The organism is Acidovorax sp. BL-A-41-H1, from assembly GCF_051942715.1.
Window position 1 is genome coordinate 62,582 of the sequence record NZ_JBPVJQ010000014.1, and the last position, 19,451, is coordinate 82,032.

Annotated in this window: 15 protein-coding genes and 1 pseudogene; 5 read left to right on the forward strand and 11 right to left on the reverse strand. The window is 65.4% G+C overall.

Annotated elements, in window-relative coordinates; translation table 11 throughout:
* Positions 1–81 precede the first annotated feature (81 nt).
* Positions 82–975, forward strand: coding sequence for a LysR family transcriptional regulator (locus ACTPOI_RS26060; protein ID WP_440114589.1), 894 nt, complete (start codon positions 82–84; stop codon positions 973–975).
* Positions 976–1,108: 133 nt separating this feature from the next.
* Here ACTPOI_RS26060 and ACTPOI_RS26065 read toward each other — a convergent pair whose 3' ends face one another.
* Positions 1,109–1,609, reverse strand: a complete 501-nt coding sequence (locus ACTPOI_RS26065) for a 2'-5' RNA ligase family protein (RefSeq protein ID WP_440114592.1) — start codon at positions 1,607–1,609, stop codon at positions 1,109–1,111.
* Between the two features lie 186 nt (positions 1,610–1,795).
* Between ACTPOI_RS26065 and ACTPOI_RS26070 the strand changes: the two genes are divergently transcribed.
* The gene (locus ACTPOI_RS26070; protein ID WP_440114595.1) at positions 1,796–2,788 is read left to right on the forward strand and encodes an NAD(P)-dependent alcohol dehydrogenase; all 993 of its coding nucleotides are present in this window, start codon (positions 1,796–1,798) and stop codon (positions 2,786–2,788) included.
* Positions 2,789–2,868: 80 nt separating this feature from the next.
* On the opposite strand, the gene ACTPOI_RS26075 is transcribed toward ACTPOI_RS26070, so the two are convergent.
* From ACTPOI_RS26075 to ACTPOI_RS26115, 9 genes are all read right to left on the reverse strand, one after another.
* Positions 2,869–5,085 (reverse strand): ATP-binding protein, encoded by a 2,217-nt coding sequence (locus ACTPOI_RS26075; RefSeq protein WP_440114598.1) that lies wholly within the window; start codon positions 5,083–5,085, stop codon positions 2,869–2,871.
* Positions 5,070–6,341: a hypothetical protein gene (locus ACTPOI_RS26080; RefSeq protein ID WP_440114601.1), complete on the reverse strand. Its 1,272-nt coding sequence runs from the start codon at positions 6,339–6,341 to the stop codon at positions 5,070–5,072. Before ACTPOI_RS26080 ends, ACTPOI_RS26075 begins: the two co-directional genes overlap by 16 nt.
* Before the next feature lie 93 nt (positions 6,342–6,434).
* On the reverse strand, positions 6,435–6,899 hold the full coding sequence (locus ACTPOI_RS26085) for a hypothetical protein (RefSeq protein ID WP_440114604.1): 465 nt from the start codon (positions 6,897–6,899) through the stop codon (positions 6,435–6,437).
* Between the two features lie 96 nt (positions 6,900–6,995).
* Positions 6,996–7,856, reverse strand: coding sequence for a hypothetical protein (locus tag ACTPOI_RS26090; RefSeq protein ID WP_440114607.1), 861 nt, complete (start codon positions 7,854–7,856; stop codon positions 6,996–6,998).
* Between the two features lie 239 nt (positions 7,857–8,095).
* On the reverse strand, positions 8,096–8,713 hold the full coding sequence (locus ACTPOI_RS26095; RefSeq protein ID WP_440114610.1) for a hypothetical protein: 618 nt from the start codon (positions 8,711–8,713) through the stop codon (positions 8,096–8,098).
* Positions 8,714–8,829: 116 nt separating this feature from the next.
* The gene (locus ACTPOI_RS26100) at positions 8,830–10,476 is read right to left on the reverse strand and encodes an ABC transporter ATP-binding protein (protein ID WP_440114613.1); all 1,647 of its coding nucleotides are present in this window, start codon (positions 10,474–10,476) and stop codon (positions 8,830–8,832) included.
* Positions 10,473–11,528, reverse strand: coding sequence for an ABC transporter permease (locus ACTPOI_RS26105; RefSeq protein ID WP_440114616.1), 1,056 nt, complete (start codon positions 11,526–11,528; stop codon positions 10,473–10,475). The genes ACTPOI_RS26100 and ACTPOI_RS26105 overlap by 4 nt, the downstream gene beginning before the upstream one ends.
* A 13-nt stretch (positions 11,529–11,541) precedes the next feature.
* The gene (locus tag ACTPOI_RS26110; RefSeq protein WP_440114619.1) at positions 11,542–12,585 is read right to left on the reverse strand and encodes a microcin C ABC transporter permease YejB; all 1,044 of its coding nucleotides are present in this window, start codon (positions 12,583–12,585) and stop codon (positions 11,542–11,544) included.
* Positions 12,586–12,596: 11 nt separating this feature from the next.
* Positions 12,597–14,279, reverse strand: a complete 1,683-nt coding sequence (locus tag ACTPOI_RS26115) for an extracellular solute-binding protein (RefSeq protein ID WP_440114622.1) — start codon at positions 14,277–14,279, stop codon at positions 12,597–12,599.
* A gap of 252 nt (positions 14,280–14,531) precedes the next feature.
* On the opposite strand from ACTPOI_RS26115, the gene fabI reads away from it, so the two are divergent.
* Positions 14,532–15,332 (forward strand): enoyl-ACP reductase FabI, encoded by an 801-nt coding sequence (gene fabI, locus ACTPOI_RS26120; protein ID WP_440114625.1) that lies wholly within the window; start codon positions 14,532–14,534, stop codon positions 15,330–15,332.
* Positions 15,333–15,490: 158 nt separating this feature from the next.
* A pseudogene (locus ACTPOI_RS26125) lies at positions 15,491–16,311 on the forward strand (DNA ligase).
* Between the two features lie 277 nt (positions 16,312–16,588).
* On the opposite strand, the gene ACTPOI_RS26130 reads toward ACTPOI_RS26125, so the two are convergent.
* Entirely contained in the window at positions 16,589–18,874 is a 2,286-nt protein-coding gene (locus tag ACTPOI_RS26130; protein WP_440114628.1) for an Orn/Lys/Arg decarboxylase N-terminal domain-containing protein, read from the reverse strand.
* A 147-nt stretch (positions 18,875–19,021) separates the two neighbouring features.
* Here ACTPOI_RS26130 and ACTPOI_RS26135 point away from each other — a divergent pair, with 147 nt between their 5' ends.
* Complete coding sequence (locus ACTPOI_RS26135; RefSeq protein ID WP_440114631.1) at positions 19,022–19,447, forward strand: NfeD family protein; 426 nt, start codon at positions 19,022–19,024, stop codon at positions 19,445–19,447.
* Positions 19,448–19,451: the final 4 nt, after the last annotated feature.

A 19,451-nucleotide genomic window follows, 5' to 3' on the forward strand; every position in this document is an offset into this window, starting at 1 on the left:
TGTAGGAACATGGCGGTATTCTGTGAAATCGATTGTTACGATGAATACATCTGAAAATCAGATGAATCACACCCATCCTGCATGAGCGCCCCCCACCTCTCCAGCCGCCAGCTCGACGCCTTCCTCGCGCTGGCCGAGCAGCGCAGCTTCACGCGCGCCGCCACCTTGTGCCACCTGTCGCAGCCCGCGTTCAGCGCCCTCATCCGCGCGCTGGAGGACGACCTGTGCCTGCGCCTGTTCGACCGCAGCACGCGGCATGTGGATCTCACGCCCGAGGGACAGAACTTTCTGGAGTCGGCCCGCCGCATCCGCGCCGAGATCACCAACGCCTTGTCGGCCGTGCGCGATGCCGCCACGCTGCAGCGCGGGCGTGTGGCCGTGGCCCTGCTGCCGTCACTGGCGGCGGGCTGGCTGCCGGGCGTGCTGGCGCAGTACCGCGCGGCGCACCCGGGCATCGAGATCGACATTGCCGATGTGCTGTCCGAGCCCTGCATCGACCGCGTGGCCAGCGGCCATGCCGACTTTGCACTGGCCGCCATCCGCGCCGACACCCCCGCGCTGCAGGCCGAGCCGTTTTGCAGCGACAACTTTTATCTGGTGTGCCCGGCCGACCACCCACTGGCACGCAGGCGCAAGGCCATCACCGCGCAGGACCTGGCCGCCTGGCCCTTCATCCACCTGGCGCGCACCAGCAGCGTGCGCCAGTACCTGGAGGCCGCCCTGCACCCACAGGCCATGCACACGCTGATGGAGGTGGAGCAGCTCGCCACCGTGATGGGCATGGTGCGCGCGGGCCTGGGCATCAGCGTGGTGCCCGCGCTCACGCTGTTCCACTTTGACCAGCCGGGGCTGGTCACGCGGCCGTTGTCGCTGCCAGGGCTCACCCGCCAGATCTACCTGGTGCGGCGCAGGGATGAAAGCCTGTCGGTAGCGGCGCAGGCGCTGTATGCGCAGGTGATGGCGCAGCGGCCTTGAGTGGCGCCCCAAGAAAGCTACACATTTGATAGCTTAAAGCGCTTGATGGACGCGCAGCAACAGCCTTTTTTGCTTCAAGAAACTAGCCGATCAGTTCAAACTGCCCCCGGTGTTCGAACCGCCCGTCCACCACCTACCCCACCCACAGCGCGGCCACCTGGCCCGGCACCGACACGCCCGCCTGGTTGCGCGCAGCGCACCACGCGCGCGCCAGAGGCGCGGACTCGAAAGTGCCCACAGTGATGTGTGGGGTGTAAGGTAAATCCAGCCGCAACGCATCGGCCAGCGGCCCGGTGTAGAGCGCGTCGTGCAGCAGCGACAACGCGGCGTAGCCTTCGTCAGGCACCAGGTAGGCATGGGCGCGCGGGCTGTGGGCGTCGGCGCCCAGCATGGCGTAGCGGCAGTGAAACGCGATGGGTGCCGTGCGCTCTGCCACCACCGCCACATGGGTGAGGTAGGTGGCTGCGTCCACCGCGTTGCTGGCAAACACCAGCGTGAAGTGCGGGCGCACCAGCGCATGGCCGGTGGGGTCGTTGGCGGCGCGCCAGGTGTCGATGGCCAACATGTCCTCGGCGGCGCAGACGGGGTAGGCAACGGTGTAGAGCGTGGGGTGCACGGTAGGCCTTTGCAGCAATGAATCAATCAGTCAGTCAATCCAGCAGGCCGACAAGGGTAACGTGCAGTTGGGGCATGGTCACTGTCGGCCGCCCCTCCCACGGTCGGGTTGTGCGCGCCCCACCCAGCCGCCTAAGCTGCCCGCAGGCACCTCCACCCCGCCCACCTCTTCGACTGCGCCACCGGGCGCCCTGCCTTGTTGCCCATGCACACACTCACCTTGCCCACGTCCACCACCATGCTCGCCTGGGTTTGTACCCGCTATGGCGGCACCGATGTGCTGCGGCTGCGCACCCTGCCGCGCCCCGTGCCTGGCCCGCGCGATGTGCTGGTGCGGGTGCTGGCGGCCAGTGTGTCGTCGGCCGACATGCGCGTGCGCACCCAGAAGCTGCCGCGCGGGTTTGGCCTGCTGGGGCGGCTGGCGTTTGGCATCACGCGGCCGCGCCAGCCGGTGCTGGGTACCGATGTAGCAGGCGTGGTGGAGGCCGTGGGCCGTGCGGTGACCGGCTTTGCACCCGGCGATGCCGTGTTGGGTGTGGCGGGTGTGGCCATGGGCGGCCATGCCGAGTACTGCCTGTTGCCCAGCACCCGGCCTCTGGTGCACAAGCCTGCTCGCCTGTCGTTTGTGGATGCGGCCTGCCTGCCGTTTGGTGGCTTGGCGGCACTGCACTTCTTGAACAAGGCAAACCTGCGCGCGGGCGAATCGCTGCTGGTGATCGGCGCGGCGGGCGCCGTGGGCAGCGCCATGGTGCAGTTGGCGCGGCACCGGGGCGCGCATGTCACGGCAGTGTGCAGCGGCGGCAATGTGGCGCTGGCCCGGGCGCTGGGCGCACAGGCCGTGATCGACTACACCGAAGAGGACTTCACCCAGGACCCGCAGCAGTGGGACGTGGTGGCCGACACCGTGGGCGCGAGCAGCTTTGCCGCCTGCCTGCCGCGCCTGACAGAGCATGGCCGCTACCTGGCGGTGGCGGGCAGCCTGGCGCAGGTGCTGGCCCGCCCGCGCGGCACGCGCCGCAGCATTGGCGGCCCGGCGGCCGAGCGGCCTGAGGACCTGCAGACCCTGATGGGCCTGGCCCAGGCCGGTGTGCTGCGGCCGGTGCTGGACTGCGCCTACCCGTTTGCAGACCTGCCTGCGGCACATGCCTATGTGGAGACCGGGCGCAAGCGCGGGGCGGTGGTGGTGGCGCTGCCGTGAACCCAACGCCCACGGCACAAATTACTATCAAATAGATAGCAAAAAGCGCTTATCCATAGCGCGGAGACGGCCCTTTTTTCTCAAACTTTGGCATCGCTGCGCGCCAGCACGGCCAGCTCCTGGTGCAGCAGCAGCTCCACTTCCGCCGGTTCAAACTGGTCCTGCAGCAGCGGGATCGCAAAGCGGTATTCACCGCCTTCGTGCTTGCGCAGCACATAGGCCAGCTGCAGGCGTGCCAGCGACTCGCGCAGCGCCTGCGCGTCGCCCGCGATGCCGTGGCCTTGCAGCAGCTGGGCCAGGGCGACCAGGCTGGCCAGCCCGGCCTGGGCAGTGTGGTAGACCACGATGCGGTCGAGGCGGCAGGCGGCTTCGTCGTGGCTCAGACGGCCCCAGCCGGCCAGGGCGTCTTGCACGGCCTGCGAGGCCAGGGCCTGGTCGAGGTGGCGCTTTTCAATCACGCGCTCGCCGGGCGCCAGTGCCTCCAGGCACTCCTGACACAGGATGGCGACCAGGTTGGCGCGCTGGCCGCTGGCGTCCACCAGGCGGTCCACCAGGCGCTCGTTGTCAAAGCCCAGGCGCAGTTTGCGCAGCGGCTCGGTGGCCAGTTCGCGGCAGGCATCGCGCTCCAGGCCGCTGATGGTCAACACCTCGCCAAAGTTGCGCAGCGGGCTTTGGTAGTCCAGCACGGCGGTGGCATACAGATCCCAGAAGCCCGCCAGCATGAACCAACAGCGCCCCTCTTCGCTCAGGGCTCGCAGGGTGGACAGCTGGACGTAGCCGTTGGCCGATTCGTCGCGGAAGAACAGGTCGGCCTCGTCGATGAGCAGCACCAGGCGCTTGCCCGCGTACTGCGCCTGCAGGTGGTCCACGATGGCTTCGAGCGGTGTGTCGGCCGCCAGGCCGAACTGCAGCGCCATGCGCGGTGCCAGGCGGTGGTCGCGCAGCGAGACGTAGTGGCACACAGTGTGCGGGTGCCCCGCCATGCGGCGCTGCACGGCCTTGAGCAGGCTGCTTTTGCCCAGCTGGCGCCCACCCACCACCAGGTAGTTGGCGGGCTCGCGGTTGATGACGCGTGCCAGCAGCTGCGCGCGGCCGAAGAAGGCGCCTTCGCGCGTGACGCCGCCGCGCGTCTGGTAGGGCGAGATGCGGGTGATGCGCAGCTGCGCGGCCAGCAGGCGCAGCAGCACCTGCAGGGCCTCGCCGCCGATCAGCCATTCGGTCTGGCTGGCGCTGTCGGCCATCACATGCAGGTTGGCGCGGTCTTGGGTGTGGTCGTTCAGCAGCGGCCAGGGCGTGTCCACGCTGTGCTCGCTCAGGATCAGCAGCACATCGCTGCCGGTCTGCACGGCGCGCAGTTGGCGCAGCACGGTGGCTTCGTCGATGCCGGGCGTGGGCACAAAGACCAGGCAGCGGTCCAGCGACACGGGCAGGTCGGTCGGGAACGACCACTCAAACACCGCACCGAGCAGCGCCCAGTCGGTGCTGGGCTGGCAGCGGGCCGACACGCGCTCGGCCAGCGCGCGGGCCAGGGCCGGGGCGCGCTCGCTGCCGGTGGCCTGGGCGCAGGCCACGGCGCGGCGCCAGTCCACCGTGCGGATGTCGGCGGCGAGCAGGGTGGCGTCCAGCCGCCGCAGCCAGCGCAGCAGGCGGTCGATCTGCGGCAGGCGCGCCAGCGGCGTGCGGCGCAAGCGTGCGGGGCGCAGCTGGCCCGCACCGATGAGCGGATGGCGCACCACCCACAGCACGGCGCCCGCCCCAAAAATCACGGCGCACCAGGCGATCAGCGAGCGCATCCAGCCAAACGGGTCGGCATCGGGCACTTGCGTGGGGCGCTCGAAATCGTCGGTGCTGCCCTCCAGGCAGTTGATGGGCAGGTAGCCCATGGGGATGGGCGGCTTGCCGGGGCGGCAGGACCAGGTGGTGGTGCCGGGTTTCAACTCCACCACCACCTGCGTGCCAGCGAGTTTGCCCAGCTCGGGGTGGTGGGCGATGTCGGCCTGCAGCACATAGGGGCGCGGGGAGGTGACGCGCAACTGCGGCTGGGCCACCGGGGGCGCGTAGGTATTAATGTCCTTGGGCCAGTGGCCCAGCTCGTTGTGCGCCTCCATCATCGCCACGCGCCACTGCACCAGCTCGCCCCACAACGGCCCCACGTTCATGGCCGCCATGAACCTGCCGCGCGTGGCAGGGTTGTGTTGGGGCGTGAACACCGCGCTGGCCACAAACAGCGTGACCAGCGCGATGACCACGGCGCGCACCACGGGTCTGGACAGCAGGGGCTTCAGTCCGCCGAGCATGAATCCAGCACCATGAAGCCCGCATCGCGGATGGTGGCGCAGCGCCAGTGCAGCCGCGCCGCATCGCCTGTGCCCCGCACATGGATGAGGTTGCCCCAGAACAGGGTGCGCAGTTCATCGTCTTGCAGATAGGGCCGGGCGCGGCCCAGGTCGTCGGCCTGCAGCAGTTGCAGCAGCCGCGCGCGGGTGGCGGGCGCCTGGGCCAGGGGCAAAAAGGTTTGCCACAGGCGCGGGCTGCTGGCCAGGTGGGTGCGCAGGGCGCTGGGTGGTGCATCGCCCTTGCCCCCGTTCTGATCCATCCCCTGGTCCACCAGCCACTGCAGCCCCTCTTCAAACAACGCAGGGTGGCCGCCGCTGATTGCTTGCAGATCGGCCACCACAGGCTCTGTCCAGGTGTGCTCGGGCCAGCGGTGCCGGGCCAGCTGCAGAAGGTCGTGCAGCGACGGGTCGGGCCAGTGGTTGACCTGCGCGATGTTGAGCAGCGAGAGATCGCCACTGCGGTACTTGAGGTCGGCCAGCGCCTCGCCGCCACACAGCAGCAGGTGCAGGCGGCCGCTGTGCATCTCGCTCAGGCTGCGCAAGATACCCGCCAGGGTTTCGCGCAGCGCGGGTGTGCCCTGCTCAAAGCGGCTGACCAGGCAGAAGATGCGTTCGCCTGCCAGCAGGCGGCGCTCCAGCGCAGATTCAAACTCGTAGTCCGACGCCACATCGCCCAGGCCACACTGGCGGCCGATGGCGGCGAAGTATTCGGCGGGCACGGTGCTCACGCTGTAGGGCGGCTGGATGTGCAGCACCGAGCCCCCGCCATACTGCGCGCGGGCGCGCTGCAGCAGCTCGTGCCGAAATGGCGGCTGCCCCCAGTGGGCGGGCGACAGCAACAACGAGATGGGGTATGGCGCGGCCTGCGCGAGCTGGGCAAACAGCCGGTCCTGAAACGCCGCAAAGGGCTGCGCAGCGCCTGGGGCCACACCCGTGGCCCTGGCCTCGGCCCGCAGCGGGGCTTCGGCCTGCAGCGGAAACTCGGGCGCAAACCCTGCGGCGCTGAGCAGGCGGTTGGTTTCGCTCTCGGTCAGGCGCAGGTAGCGGGTGCAGGCCACCAGCTTGTCGCGCGAGCGCGGGTTGGGCGCCGAGATGCCGTTGCGCCAGTTGTTCACTGCCTCGCGACTCAGGCCGATTTCGGTGGCCACGCCGGAGGCGCTGGCGCGGATACGGCGCATGTAGAGCGAGAGCAGGTCGGGAAAAGAATCTGTGGCCATGAACGGGGACAAGGAAGCGCAGCACAGCGCCAGGAGACGATCGAAAAAAGGAAGGCAACGCGCGGGCACCCAGGCTGCCCGGCCGCTACCCCGCTACAACAGCCCCTGCACCATGGGCCAGGCCTTGGCGCAACCCAGCCCACAGGCCACCAGCACCGGGCTGTAGAGCACCACCACCCCGATCAGCGTCATCAGCCAGCCGGGCGATTCATCGTCCGCCTGCGCCGCGCCCGCAGCAGCGGCCCCACCGGCAGCCTCTGCGGTGGTCTCTGCCGAGCCTTCGCCCGCATCCCCGGTCACCTCCTGCACCAGCATCACAGCCACCAGCAGCAGAGCGGCGCCCAGCACGCCCAGATAGGCGTATTGCAGGCCGGGGCCTGCCAGCGGATAGAAATACCCGGCCAGCACCACGGCGGGCAGCACGAAGAAGCCGTGCATCTGCCACCGGTGCCAGTCGATGCCCTCGTCTTTCTTGTCCTGCGCCCCCGTTACCAGCCGGTGGGTGATGGCCCCCAGCACGAAGATCAGCCCACCCCACCATTCGATCTCTGTCAGCATCGCTCACTCCCTCGTTGTTGCTTGTTTGTTTGTCTGCATGTCTGTTTTGTTGGGCTGTGTCGCGGGTCTTTGCCGCCCCGCCCGCGCTGCGCCGGGTCAGCCCACCGCCGGTTGCACCGTGGCCGGGCCTGCAGGGTCGCCATCGTCACTGCCACCGGCAGCGTCGTCGTCATCGTCGCCATCGCCGCGCAGTTCCTTGTGCTCGCGCACCATGTAGAACAGCGGCAGCGCAATCGCGAGCACCAGGCCCAGGCCCAGCCACAGCCAGATGCCCTTGAACAGCAGCACGGTGACCACTGTGAACACGACGGCATGCAGCAGCCCCTTGAACCCCGCGCGCAGCAACAGCACCGCAATCAGGCCCTGCACTGGCGACTGGCCATTTTTGCCAAAGGTTTGAGCCAGGTCGATGAAGGCCTTCGCCGCCTCTTCGCCCTGCTTGCGGCGGTCGGCCTCGTCCTTGCGCATCTTTGCCACGCTCATGGGCTTGGCCGGGTCGCGGGAGCAGGCATAGGGGTCGTCCTGCGCATCGTCGCCCCCGTCCGCAGACTCCACCACCGCACGCCAGTCGGGGTGGGCACTGAAGAAGGCCTGGCGCCCCACCCACTGGCCCTGGTCGAAGTGCATGCGCTCGGTTTCGCCCACCTGGTCGTAGAACACCTCCAGCACCGCCGCCCGCAGGCCGTGGGCAAACAGGGTTTCCAGGGCGCGCAGGGGGAGGTCGTCGTGGGTACCCGTGTCAAAGCACAGCAGCAGGTGGGTGGGTTTGGCCGCCACCTGCTGGTTGAACCATTCCCCATCCCACAGGTCGTCCAGGTCGGCCACGCCCAGCTCGCCGGCCCAGCGCTGTGCCTGTTCGGTGTTGCCCGCCACCAGGTACTGGTAGACCAGTTGTGCTGTCTTGAGCTTGATGGGGCTGTCGAAGAAGAGCTGCAGGGTATGCGCGTTTTGTGACATGGTGTGGAGGGTGAAGTCGGCCCGTGTGAAAGTGCACGAATTGTTACCGCGCTGCGCGGGTTTGTTCTTCTCGGCGTTGTCCACCGCCCACACTGCGTGCGCATGCCGACCACCTCGCCACCTGACAGGGCGTCAACCGCTCCCGCGCAATCTCCCATGCGCCAGCACCATCCACCCGGTGCTCGGGTGGCCCGCACGGGCAGCCAATCCAGCTCTCTCCGCTATCTCATCGATAGCAACTACTGCAGATCCAGCAAGGTGATTTCGGCAAATGGCATGTGATGCATCAACTCGCGCAAGACGAGCAGGCTGGCTGCGAAGGCGGGGCTGGCGGGCAGGCCCTCGTGCGCGGCGGGGCGGCCTTGTGCCACTGCGGCCAGCCGGTTGAACAGCCGCTCCATGGCCTCCAGCGGCAGCACCCGGGCGGGCCCCGGCGCAATGCCTGCGAGGGTGGCGATCTCATGCAACGCCGGGTCGGTGGAGTACAGCTGGGCCGAGGCGCCCTCGGGCACCCATTGGCGGTGGCGCACATGGGCGGCATAGACCTCGTCTTCCACCGAGGCGATGGCGGTCTCCAGCTCCAGCGGCGTCGGCACGGCCCCACGGAAAAACGCCCGCGCCGTTTTCTGCTGGCCGAGCGCCAGCGTCAGCTGGGCCGAAGGCTGCGCGGGCCCCTGCCCCGTGGCCAGCACGCAGTGCTCGGGCCCCAGGTGCAGGGCGGTGATGCATTGGCCCGGGGCGGCCAGAGCGCGGGCCCGGCGGTAGACCTCGGCCAGATCCAAGGCGGTCGTAGTGTCGCCGTCTGGCGGCAGGGTGGGCGCTTGGGCGGGCATGGGTTCAGGCAGGGATGGGGGCATGGAGGCTCCGGCCAGAGTGCCCCGGCGGGTTGCAGGGGGTGAAGGCATCTTTCCACGGCCAGGGGGCATGCGCAACCGCATGCACGCATCCATGCGCGCAAGCCCTCCCCAGTCTGTCAGCCCGCAACGCCCGGTGCACTGGCAGCCGCCACCAGGCGCTGGGTGTAGGGGTGTTGCGGTGCGTCCAGCACCCCATTCACCGGGCCGCTTTCCAGCACGGCGCCATCCTTCATCACCAGCACATCGTGCGCCATGGCGCGGATCACATCCACATCGTGGGTGATGAGCAGGTAGCTCAGGCCCTTTTCTTTCTGCAGGCGCTGCAGCAGGCCCAGCACCTGCTGCTGGATGGTCACGTCGAGCGCGCTGGTGGGCTCGTCGAGCACCAGAACCTGCGGCTGCACGATGAGCGCCCGCGCAATGGCCAGGCGCTGGCGCTGGCCACCTGAAAACTCATGCGGGTAGCGCTCCAGCAGGCGCGGGTACTGCGCTTCGGTCAGGCCCACTTCGGCCAGCACTGCCTCGACACGCGTGCGGCGCTGGGCCACGGCGAGCGTGGGTTCGTGCACCTTCAGGCCCTCGCCCACGATCTCTTCGACCGTGAGCCGCGGTGAGAGGGAGGAGAACGGGTCTTGAAACACCACCTGCACCCGGCGGCGCAGCTGCTGGTTGGCGGGCGTGTTGCGCATGGCGGGCTGCTGCCACGCCTGCCCGCCCACCTGCAGTTGCCCTGCCGAAGGCAACAGCCCCAGGATGGCCCCTGCCAGCGTGGACTTGCCCGAGCCGGACTCGCCCACCACGCCCAGCGTCTGGCCGGGCAGCAATTGCAGCGTGGCGCCCTGCACGGCCACAAACTCGCCTTTTTTGAACCAGCCCTTGATGCCTGGCAACGGCGTGGGGTAGACCACGCGCAGGTCTTGTGTCTGCACCACGGGCGCCGTGCCAGCAGGCGGGTCGGCTTCAACCACATCGCGGCGCGGCTGGCTGGCGATCAGGCGGCGGGTGTAGGCATGCTGAGGTGCACCGAATACTTCGGCCACCGGCCCCTGCTCTACCAGCACGCCCTGCTCCATCACGGCCAGGCGGTCGGCAAAGCGGCGCACCAGGTTCAGGTCGTGGGTGATGAGTAGCACGGCCATGCCGGTTTGGCGCTGCAGGTCGCTCAGCAAATCCAGAATCTGCCCGCGCAGGCTCACGTCCAGCGCGGTGGTGGGCTCATCGGCCAGCAACAGCTTGGGGCTGCTGGCCAAAGCCATGGCAATCATGGCGCGCTGGCGCTGGCCGCCGCTGAGCTGGTGCGGAAAGCTGTTGGCCCGGCGCGCGGGCTCGGGGATGCCGGTTTGCGCCAGCAGATCAATGGCCGCCTGTGCACACTGGGCGCCCGTAAGGCCGCGCTTGAGCAGCAGGATTTCGGCGATCTGCGCGCCAATCGTCATCAGCGGGTTGAGCGCCGTCATGGGCTCCTGGAACACCATGGCGATGTCGTCGCCGCGCACGCCGCGCATCTCGCGCTCCGTCAGCGCCAGCAGGTCGCCCCGGCCTTGCAGGTGGGCCTGCCCGGTGATGGAGGCATCGCCCACCAGGCGCAAAAGGCTCAAGGCGGTGATGGTCTTGCCCGAGCCGGACTCGCCCACCAGCGCGAGTTTCTCGCCCGCAGCAATGTGGAGATTGACACCTCGCACCACCTCTTTGGGGCCGAAGCGCACATGCAGGTCCTGCACCTGCAGCAGGGGTGGATTGTTGGCCGATGGGGTTACGGTCACAGGTCGGCCTTTCTGGGGTCCAGCGCATCGCGCAGTGCGTCGCCCATGAAGGTGAGCAAGAGAAGGGTGGTGACCAGCACGCCAAAGGTCGAAAGCGAAATCCACCACGCGTCAATGCTGTTCTTGCCCTGGCTCAGCAATTCGCCCAGCGACGGTGTGCCAGGCGGCACGCCCAGGCCCAGAAAGTCGAGCGAGGTGAGCGCGAGGATGGCCGCACTCATGCGGAAGGGCAGGAAAGTGACCACGGGCGTGAGGCTGTTGGGCAGGATGTGGCGCCAGATGATCTGCAGGTTGCCCACCCCCAGGGCGCGTGCGGCCTTCACATAGTCAAGCTGGCGGTTGCGCAGGAACTCGGCGCGCACATAGTCAGACAGCCCCATCCAGCCAAACAGGCTCAGCAAAATAAGCAGCAGCGCAATGCTGGGCGCAAACACCGCGCTGAAGATGATGAGCAGGTACAGCTCGGGCATGGAGCCCCAGATCTCGATGAAACGCTGGAACGCAAGGTCGGTCTTGCCGCCAAAAAAACCCTGGATGGCACCCGTGACCACCCCCAGCAACACGCCGGTGATGGTGAGCGCCAGGCCAAACAGCACGCTCACCCGAAAGCCGTAGAGCAGCTGCGCCAGCAGATCGCGCCCCCTGTCGTCCGTGCCCAGCCAGTTGTCGGCCGTGGGCGCCGAGGGGTTGGGCGCCTTGGCAAAGTAGTTGAGCGTGTTGGGGCCGTAGGGGTTCAGGGTGTACAGCGCCCAGTTGCTGCCGGTGCTCAACCGCTCCTTGATGAAGGGGTCGAGGTAGTCGGTGGAGGTTTCGAAGTCGCCCCCGAAGGTCTTCTCAGGGTAGTCCTTGAGCATGGGGAAATAGGTCTGCCCCTCGTAGCGCACGATGAGTGGCTTGTCGTTGCTGACCAGCTCGGCGCACAGGCTGACCAGCACCAGGGCACAAAAAATGATCAGACTCCAGTACCCCAGCCGGTTGCGCTTGAAGCGCAGCCAGGCACGGCGGGACGGGGAGAGTGAAATCGGGGCAGCAGCAGGACTCATCGGGGCCATCGGTGCGTTCGGGCTAGTCAAACTTCACGCGCGGGTCCACCCACACATAACAGAGGTCACTGATGAGCTTGGTCACCAGCCCGATCAGCGTGAACAAATAAAGAGTTCCCAGCACCACAGGGTAGTCGCGGCGGATCACGCTCTCGTAGCTCAGCAGGCCCAGGCCGTCGAGCGAGAACAATGTTTCGATCAGCAGCGAGCCCGCAAAAAACGCACCGATGAACGCCGCAGGAAACCCGGTGATGATGGGGATGAGCGCGTTACGGAACACATGCTTCCACAGCACCTGGCGCTCGCTCAAGCCTTTGGCGCGAGCCGTGAGCACATACTGTTTGCGGATCTCTTCGAGGAACGCGTTTTTGGTCAGCATGGCCGTGACGGCAAAACTGCCCAGCACCATGGCCGTGACGGGAAGCGTGATGTGCCACAAATAATCCACGACGCGCGCGCCCCAGGACAGTTGCGCCCAGTTGGCCGATGTGAGCCCCCGAAGTGGAAACCACTGCAGTTGCCCGCCGAAGATCACCAAGAGCGCCACACCCAGCACGAAGCCGGGTATGGCGTAGCCGACGAGGATGAGCAAGGTGGTGACCATGTCAAAGCGTGACCCCGCCCGCACCGCCTTGGCAACGCCCAACGGCACGGCAACGAGGTAGCTGATGAAGAAGGTCCACAGGCCCAGGCTGATGGAGACGGGGAGCTTTTCACGCACAAGGTCAAAGACGGCCTTTCGTTGATAGAAACTCTGCCCGAGGTCAAACCTTGCAAACGACCAAAGCATTTGCGCGAAGCGCTCATGCGCAGGCTTGTCGAACCCGTACAGCGCCTTGATTTCCTCCAGTTGCTTCGGGCTCAACCCTTGGCGGCCACGGTAGTCCCCCCCCGCTCCTGCACTCGGCGAAGCCCCCTCCCCACCAGAGGAGCGCCCCTGCAACTGCGACACCATTTGCTCTACCGGCCCGCCGGGCACAAACTGGATGACCACAAAGGTCAGCAGCAGCACCCCCAGCAGCGTGGGCACCATCAACAAGATGCGTTTGAGTATGTAGCTGAGCATGCGGTGTGACCCTAGCGGTTGGTTGGCGAAGCCCACCACGTGGCGGCAGCCCAGGAATCCGGCTGGTAATAGGGCGGAATTGTCGAAGGCAAGACAAAACCAGCGGGCCGATAGCCCACAAAAAACTCATCGCTGTACCACTGAGGAATCGAGTAGTAGCCGTGGGACAAAACACGGTCCAGCGCGCGCATCGCAGCCGATACATCCGCCTTGGTCTGGGCACTGAGCACGGAACGGATCAGGCTGTCCACTGCCGGATCGGCGATGCCCCACATATTGGCCGAGCCGGGTGTCGCGGCGGCCTTGGAGCCAAAGTATTCAAAAAGTTCGCTGCCTGGGGAAGTCCGTCCTGGAATGCGAAGGCTGCCCAGCTCGAATTCGAACTCATCCATCCGCTGCTGGTAAAGGGCTCCGTCCACATTGCGTATTCTCAGATTGACCCCCAGCTTTTTCAAAGCGATCTGCATGGGGCTGACCAGCCGCACCGAGGACGGCTGTGCGTTCAGGTACTCCATTTCAAACGCTTCACCCTGGGCGTTCCTCAAGGCTCCATCGCGGTAGACCCATCCAGCCTCCGCCAGCAGCTGTTTGGCCTGCCGCAGGTTGTCCCGCAAGCTGGAAGGAGGTAGCGTGCTGGGTGATCGCAATGCCGGCCCAAAAACATCAGGGCTCAACTTGTCACGCAGTGGCTCCAGCAACGCCATTTCTGCAGGCCCAGGCAACCCGGAAGCATGGAAGTCACTGTTTGGAAAATAGCCTTCCACCCGCTTGTACAAGCCGTAAAACATCTGACGGTTGAGCCACTCGAAGTCCATCGTCAGCGCAATGGCCTTGCGAACTCGAATGTCCTTGAACTTGGGATTGCGCAGGTTGAATGTGTAGCCCTGGAAATCACCAGGATTGCGATGCTCAAAAACCTGCTTCTTGACCGATCCGGAATCAAACGCCTTGCCCTTGTACTGGCGCGCCCAGTTCTTCGAAACAAACTCCCGCTTCAAGTCATATTCACCGGCTTTGAGCCCTTCAAACCGGCTGGTGTCGTCGAGGTAGAGTTTGTAGGTGATGCGATCAAAGTTATACAGCCCCTTGCGCACCGGCAAGGCAGCCCCCCAATAGTTCTTGTCACGAACGTACGTGATATCGCGCCCCAGCTGTCCACTGGAGGGCCGGTAAGGACCCGAGGCAACAGGCAGATCGGTGATGACTGCGTCGAAGGGCTTTCCAGCCCCCCATTTCCGGCTGAAAACCGGGACACTCCCCGCCACAAGCGGCAGTTCTCGATTGGAATTGGCAAATTCAAATTTGACCAAGCGCTCGTCCAAGGCTCGGACCGCCTTGATATCCCCAAAGATCGTCTTGAACTGCGGCGACGCCTGCTTGCTCATCAGGGTGTTGAAAGAATGAACCACATCGGCGGCCATCACGGCAGATCCATCGCTGAATCGCGCCTCCTTGCGAATGCGAAAGGTGGCGGACAAACCATCCGGCGGCACGTCCACGTCTTCTGCGAGCAAGCCATACCCTGTGGACGGTTCCTCTGAATTACCGATCAACAAGGACTCGAAAACCAACTCCAGCATCCCCGCAGGCGGCGTTCCCTTCAGCGTGAACGGATTGAACTTGTCGAAATTGGTGACCGCGATCGGCGGAACCAGGCGAATCTCCCCCCCCCTTCGGAGCACTCGGATTGACATAGTCAAAATGCGTGAACCCAGGCGGGTACTTCACATCGCCAAATTGGGCATAGGCATGTGCGGCCCAAGAGGTAGGACCCAAAACCATGCCACACACAGCACACAACGCCGCGCGGGCCCAACGAGAACAGACTGCTACAAGGCGCATGCGACAATTCTGCACTACGTTCGCCGGCCTACGTGGCACCCAGCGCATACCCCTATGCCCTCGCCCGCCGGCCCACATTCCGCCATTCCAAAAGGAGATTGAACATGGGTTTTCTGACCGGCAAGAAGCTGCTCATCACGGGTGTTTTGTCCAACCGATCCATCGCCTACGGCATCGCCAAGGCCTGCCACGAACAGGGCGCCGAGCTGGCGTTCAGCTACGTAGGCGAGCGCTTCAAGGACCGCATCACCGACTTTGCCGCCGAGTTCAACTCCAAGCTGGTGTTTGACTGCGACGTGGCGAGCGACGAGCAGATCGAGCGCATGTTTGCTGAGCTGTCGCAGACCTGGCCCAAGTTCGACGGCTTTGTACACAGCATCGGCTTTGCACCGCGCGAGGCGATTGCCGGCAACTTCCTCGAAGGCCTGAGCCGCGAAGGTTTCCGCATTGCGCACGACATCAGCGCCTACAGCTTCCCAGCGATGGCCAAGGCGGCCCTGCCCTACCTGAACGACAAGTCGTCGCTGATCACCCTGAGCTACCTGGGCGCGCTGCGCTCCATCCCCAACTACAACACCATGGGCCTGGCCAAGGCCAGCCTGGAGGCATCCGTGCGCTACCTCGCCGAGGCCGTGGGCCGCACCGAAGACGGCCGCAGCATCCGCGCCAACGGCATCAGCGCGGGCCCCATCAAGACGCTGGCCGCCAGCGGCATCAAGGACTTTGGCAAGCTGCTGAGCCGCGTGGCCGATGCATCGCCCCTGCGCCGCAACGTGACGATTGAAGACGTGGGTAATGTGGCGGCCTTCCTGCTGTCCGACCTGGCCTCGGGCATGACCGCCGAGATCACCTACGTGGACGGTGGCTTTAGCCAGACGGCGGGCCTGTCTGCTGACCAGGTCTGAGCGCACCACACCTCGGACACACTGCGGACCACACCGAAATATTGAACAAAATGGCTGCCGCCGCGCGTCCACCATGCGCGATAAGCTATATTTTCAATAGCAAACTAACCCGCAGGCATTGGCTGGGCCTGGGGGTGCTGGGTCTGGTGCCTGCCGCCATGGCAGTGCACGCGGCCGATGCCCCCGCACTGCTGCTGGCCAACGTATACCGCCCCGGCATGCCGCTGGCCGACTACTGGGTGAGCGAGAAATACGATGGCGTGCGGGGCGGGACGGCCACATGCTGCGCACGCGCGGCGGTGAAACGGTGGCCGCGCCCGCCTGGTTCACCGCAGGCTGGCCTGCCACCCCCATGGATGGCGAGCTCTGGGCGGGGCGAGGCCGTTTTGCACATGCCCAGTCCACCACACGCCTGCAGCAGCCGGACGATGCGGCCTGGCGGCAGATGCGCTTCATGGTGTTTGACCTGCCCACCCAGGGCGGCCTGTTTGATGAGCGCCTGCCCGCACTGAAAGCCCTGGTCGCCCAGATCCACCATCCCTGGGTTCAGGCCGTGCCGCAGCAACGCGTGGCCACCGACGCCGCTCTGCAAGCACTACTGCAGCGCACGGTGCGCGCGGGCGGCGAGGGGCTGATGCTGCACAAGGGCAGCTCGCTGTACCGCTCTGGCCGCAGCGACGACCTCATCAAGCTCAAGACCCACGAAGACACCGAGGCACTGGTGGTGGGCCACCTGCCGGGCAAAGGCAAACATGCCGGGCGGCTGGGTGCGCTGTTGGTGGAGATGCCCTCGGGCCAGCGCTTCAAGCTGGGTGCAGGGCTGACGGATGCCGACCGCGCCGATCCGCCGCCCATTGGCAGCTGGGTGACCTACCGCTATCGCGGCACACACGACGGCGGCCTTCCGCGTTTTGCGAGTTTTGTGCGGGTGCGGCTGGACAGGCCTGTTGCCACGATTCCCACAACAGCAACACGCTGAACCAACTATCAAAAAAATAGCTACCAGCGCTTGATGGACGCGCGGTGGCAGCCTTTTTGACTTAAATTTTCACCCACCCCACCAGGCTCCGGCCGTGGTGGTGCTGTGGGCGAGCTCAGAGACTGAGAGTTTTTTGGCTGTACCCGAAAGGTGCGCAAAAGCACCCTGGATCTAGGCGCACAGCACAGCCATAGCGCGGGCTATGGCGAGCATTTGCAACGACGAGCCGGGGTGTTTTTGCGGACAAGGCGGGCGCGGACGGAAGACGCTCAGTCTCTCAGGGCTTGCCCGCGACGCAATCGGCGCAGTAGCGCACCTGGCCGCTCTCGTCCTCTACCTCCACCAGGCCGTGGATGTCGGTTTCAAAACCCGGGCACAGCTTCGCAAACTCGCGCGCGAACTTGAGGTAGTCCACGATCTTCTTGTTGAACACCTCGCCAGGGATCAGCAGCGGAATGCCCGGTGGGTAGGGCGTGACCAGGCCCACGGTGATGCGGCCTTCCAGGTGGTCAATCTCCACGCGCTCAGTCGTGCGGTGCGCAATGTGCGCGTAGGCGTCTGACGGCTTCATGGCGGGCGTGAGGTCCGAGAGGTACATCTCGGTCGTCAGACGCGCGATGTCGTACTTGGCGTACATCTCGTGCACATGCTGGCACAGGTCGCGCAGGCCCATGCGCTCATAGCGCTTGTGCTGCTGGCAGAACTCCGGAAGGATGCGCCACATGGGCTGGTTCTTCTCGTAGTCGTCCTTGAACTGCTGCAGCGCCGTCAGCAGCGTGTTCCAGCGGCCCTTGGTGATGCCGATGGTGAACATGATGAAGAAGCTGTACAGGCCCGTCTTCTCCACCACCACGCCGTGCTCGGCGAGGTACTTGGTCACAATGCTGGCGGGAATGCCGGTCTTGTCGAACTTGCCGTCCAGGTTCAGGCCGGGCGTGACGATGGTGGACTTGATCGGGTCCAGCATGTTGAAGCCATCGGCCAGCTGGCCGAAGCCGTGCCACTTGCTGCCGTTCTTCTTGCCCTTGCCGTCGCTGCGGATGATCCAGTCCTCGGCACGGCCCAGGCCCTCGTCCACCAACTTGTCGGGGCCCCAGACCTTGAACCACCAGTCGTTCTTGCCGAAGTCTTCTTCCACCTGGCGCATGGCGCGGCGGAAGTCCAGGGCTTCGAGCAGGCTTTCCTCCACCAGCGCGGTGCCGCCGGGCGGCTCCATCATGGCGGCGGCCACGTCGCAGCTGGCGATGATGCTGTACTGCGGCGATGTGGACGTGTGCATCAGGTAGGCCTCATTGAAGAGGTGGCGGTCCAGCTTGGCGGTCTGCGAGTCCTGCACCAGCACATGCGATGCCTGGCTGATGCCGGCCAGCAGCTTGTGGATGGACTGCGTCGCATACGTCACCGAATACTTGGGACGCGTGCGCTTCTTGCCCATGGCGTGGTAGCTGCCATAGAACGGGTGGAAGGCCGCGTGCGGCAGCCAGGCCTCGTCGAAGTGCAGGTTGTCCACGTAGCCATCGAGCATGCCCTTGATGGTCTCGGTGTTGTAGAGCACGCCGTCGTAGGTGCTCTGCGTGAGCGTGAGCACGCGCGGCTTGACCTTTTTCGCGTCCACGCCCTTGAGCAGCGGGTTGGCCTTGATCTTGGCCTGGATGGCAGCGGGTTCGAACTCGCTTTGCGGGATGGGCCCGATGATGCCGAAATGGTTGCGCGTGGGCTTCATGAACACGGGGATGGCCCCGGTCATGATGATGCTGTGCAGGATGGACTTGTGGCAGTTGCGGTCCACCACCACCACGTCACCCGGGGCCACGGTGTGGTGCCACACCATCTTGTTGGACGTGGACGTGCCGTTGGTCACAAAGAAGCAATGGTCGGCATTAAAGATGCGCGCGGCATTGCGCTCCGATTCGCCAATGGCGCCGTTGTGGTCCAGCAGCTGACCCAGTTCTTCCACCGCGTTACACACGTCGGCGCGCAGCATGTTCTCGCCGTAGAACTGGTGGTACATCTGGCCCACGGGGCTCTTCAAAAACGCCACGCCGCCCGAGTGGCCGGGGCAGTGCCAGCTGTACGAGCCGTCTTCGGCGTAGTCCAGCAGCGCCTTGAAGAACGGCGGCTGCACGCTCTCCAGGTAGCTCTTGGCCTCGCGAATGATGTGGCGCGCCACGAACTCGGGCGTGTCCTCGAACATGTGGATGAAGCCGTGCAGCTCGCGCAGGATGTCGTTGGGCAGGTGGCGGCTGGTCTTGGTCTCGCCGTGCACGTAGATGGGCACATCGGCATTCTTGCGGCGCACCTCGCCGATGAAGTTGCGCAGGCTCAGAACGATCGGGTCCAGCCCCTCGCCCACAGTGAACTCTTCATCGTCGATGGACAAGATGAACGCGCTGGCGCGGCTTTGCTGCTGCGCAAATTGGGACAAATCCCCATAGCTGGTGACCCCGACCACCTCAAAGCCCTCAGCCTCAATGGCCTGCGCCAGGGCGCGGATACCCAGACCCGAGGTGTTCTCGGAACGATAGTCTTCATCGATGATGATGATGGGAAAGCGAAACTTCATGCGCAGCCTCCGTGCAAACGTGCCCTGCCCGGCCAAAAAACGAAATAGGCGCGAAGTGTAAGGAATAACGTTGACGCGCCTTTGAACTGCCACCCTTTTGACCCAGAATGTGGTGCACTAAACACAACCGACCCAAGGAGGTTCAGCATGGAGGCATCCACCATCTGGTGGCTGGCAGCGGGGGCCGTGGTCGTTGCGGAGCTGCTTACCGGGACGTTTTATCTGCTGATGGTGGCGCTGGGGCTGGTTGCTGCAGCATTGGCCGCCCACATGGGTCTCTCGGCAGCAATGCAAATCGTGGCGGCTGCGGCGGTTGGCGGCGTTGCTGTGGTGGGCTGGTACCACCACAAGAAAAAGCGCCCCGAAGACCCCTCGGCACGCGCCGACCGCAGCGTGAACCTGGATGTGGGGGAAACCATTCTCATCAGTGAATGGAGTTCCGACGGTACCACCCAAGTGAAGTACCGAGGCGCAAGCTGGACCGCGATTCATCGCCCCGGCGTAGCGCCTACCACCGGAATGCACAAAGTTGTCGAACTTGTAGGCAACCGCCTGCTGGTAGAACCTTTGTAACCCC

Bases quoted from the DNA above. Each gene is read 5' to 3' on its own strand.
- ACTPOI_RS26110 (WP_440114619.1), bottom strand. From the start codon at position 12,585: ATGCTCAGCTACATACTCAAACGCATCTTGTTGATGGTGCCCACGCTG.
- ACTPOI_RS26090 (WP_440114607.1), bottom strand. From the start codon at position 7,856: ATGTCACAAAACGCGCATACCCTGCAGCTCTTCTTCGACAGCCCCATC.
- ACTPOI_RS26095 (WP_440114610.1), bottom strand. From the start codon at position 8,713: ATGCCCCCATCCCTGCCTGAACCCATGCCCGCCCAAGCGCCCACCCTG.
- ACTPOI_RS26130 (WP_440114628.1), bottom strand. From the start codon at position 18,874: ATGAAGTTTCGCTTTCCCATCATCATCATCGATGAAGACTATCGTTCC.
- ACTPOI_RS26115 (WP_440114622.1), bottom strand. From the start codon at position 14,279: ATGTCAATCCGAGTGCTCCGAAGGGGGGGGGAGATTCGCCTGGTTCCG.
- ACTPOI_RS26080 (WP_440114601.1), bottom strand. From the start codon at position 6,341: ATGGCCACAGATTCTTTTCCCGACCTGCTCTCGCTCTACATGCGCCGT.
- fabI (WP_440114625.1), top strand. From the start codon at position 14,532: ATGGGTTTTCTGACCGGCAAGAAGCTGCTCATCACGGGTGTTTTGTCC.
- ACTPOI_RS26135 (WP_440114631.1), top strand. From the start codon at position 19,022: ATGGAGGCATCCACCATCTGGTGGCTGGCAGCGGGGGCCGTGGTCGTT.
- ACTPOI_RS26075 (WP_440114598.1), bottom strand. From the start codon at position 5,085: ATGCTCGGCGGACTGAAGCCCCTGCTGTCCAGACCCGTGGTGCGCGCC.
- ACTPOI_RS26085 (WP_440114604.1), bottom strand. From the start codon at position 6,899: ATGCTGACAGAGATCGAATGGTGGGGTGGGCTGATCTTCGTGCTGGGG.
- ACTPOI_RS26070 (WP_440114595.1), top strand. From the start codon at position 1,796: ATGCACACACTCACCTTGCCCACGTCCACCACCATGCTCGCCTGGGTT.
- ACTPOI_RS26060 (WP_440114589.1), top strand. From the start codon at position 82: ATGAGCGCCCCCCACCTCTCCAGCCGCCAGCTCGACGCCTTCCTCGCG.
- ACTPOI_RS26105 (WP_440114616.1), bottom strand. From the start codon at position 11,528: ATGGCCCCGATGAGTCCTGCTGCTGCCCCGATTTCACTCTCCCCGTCC.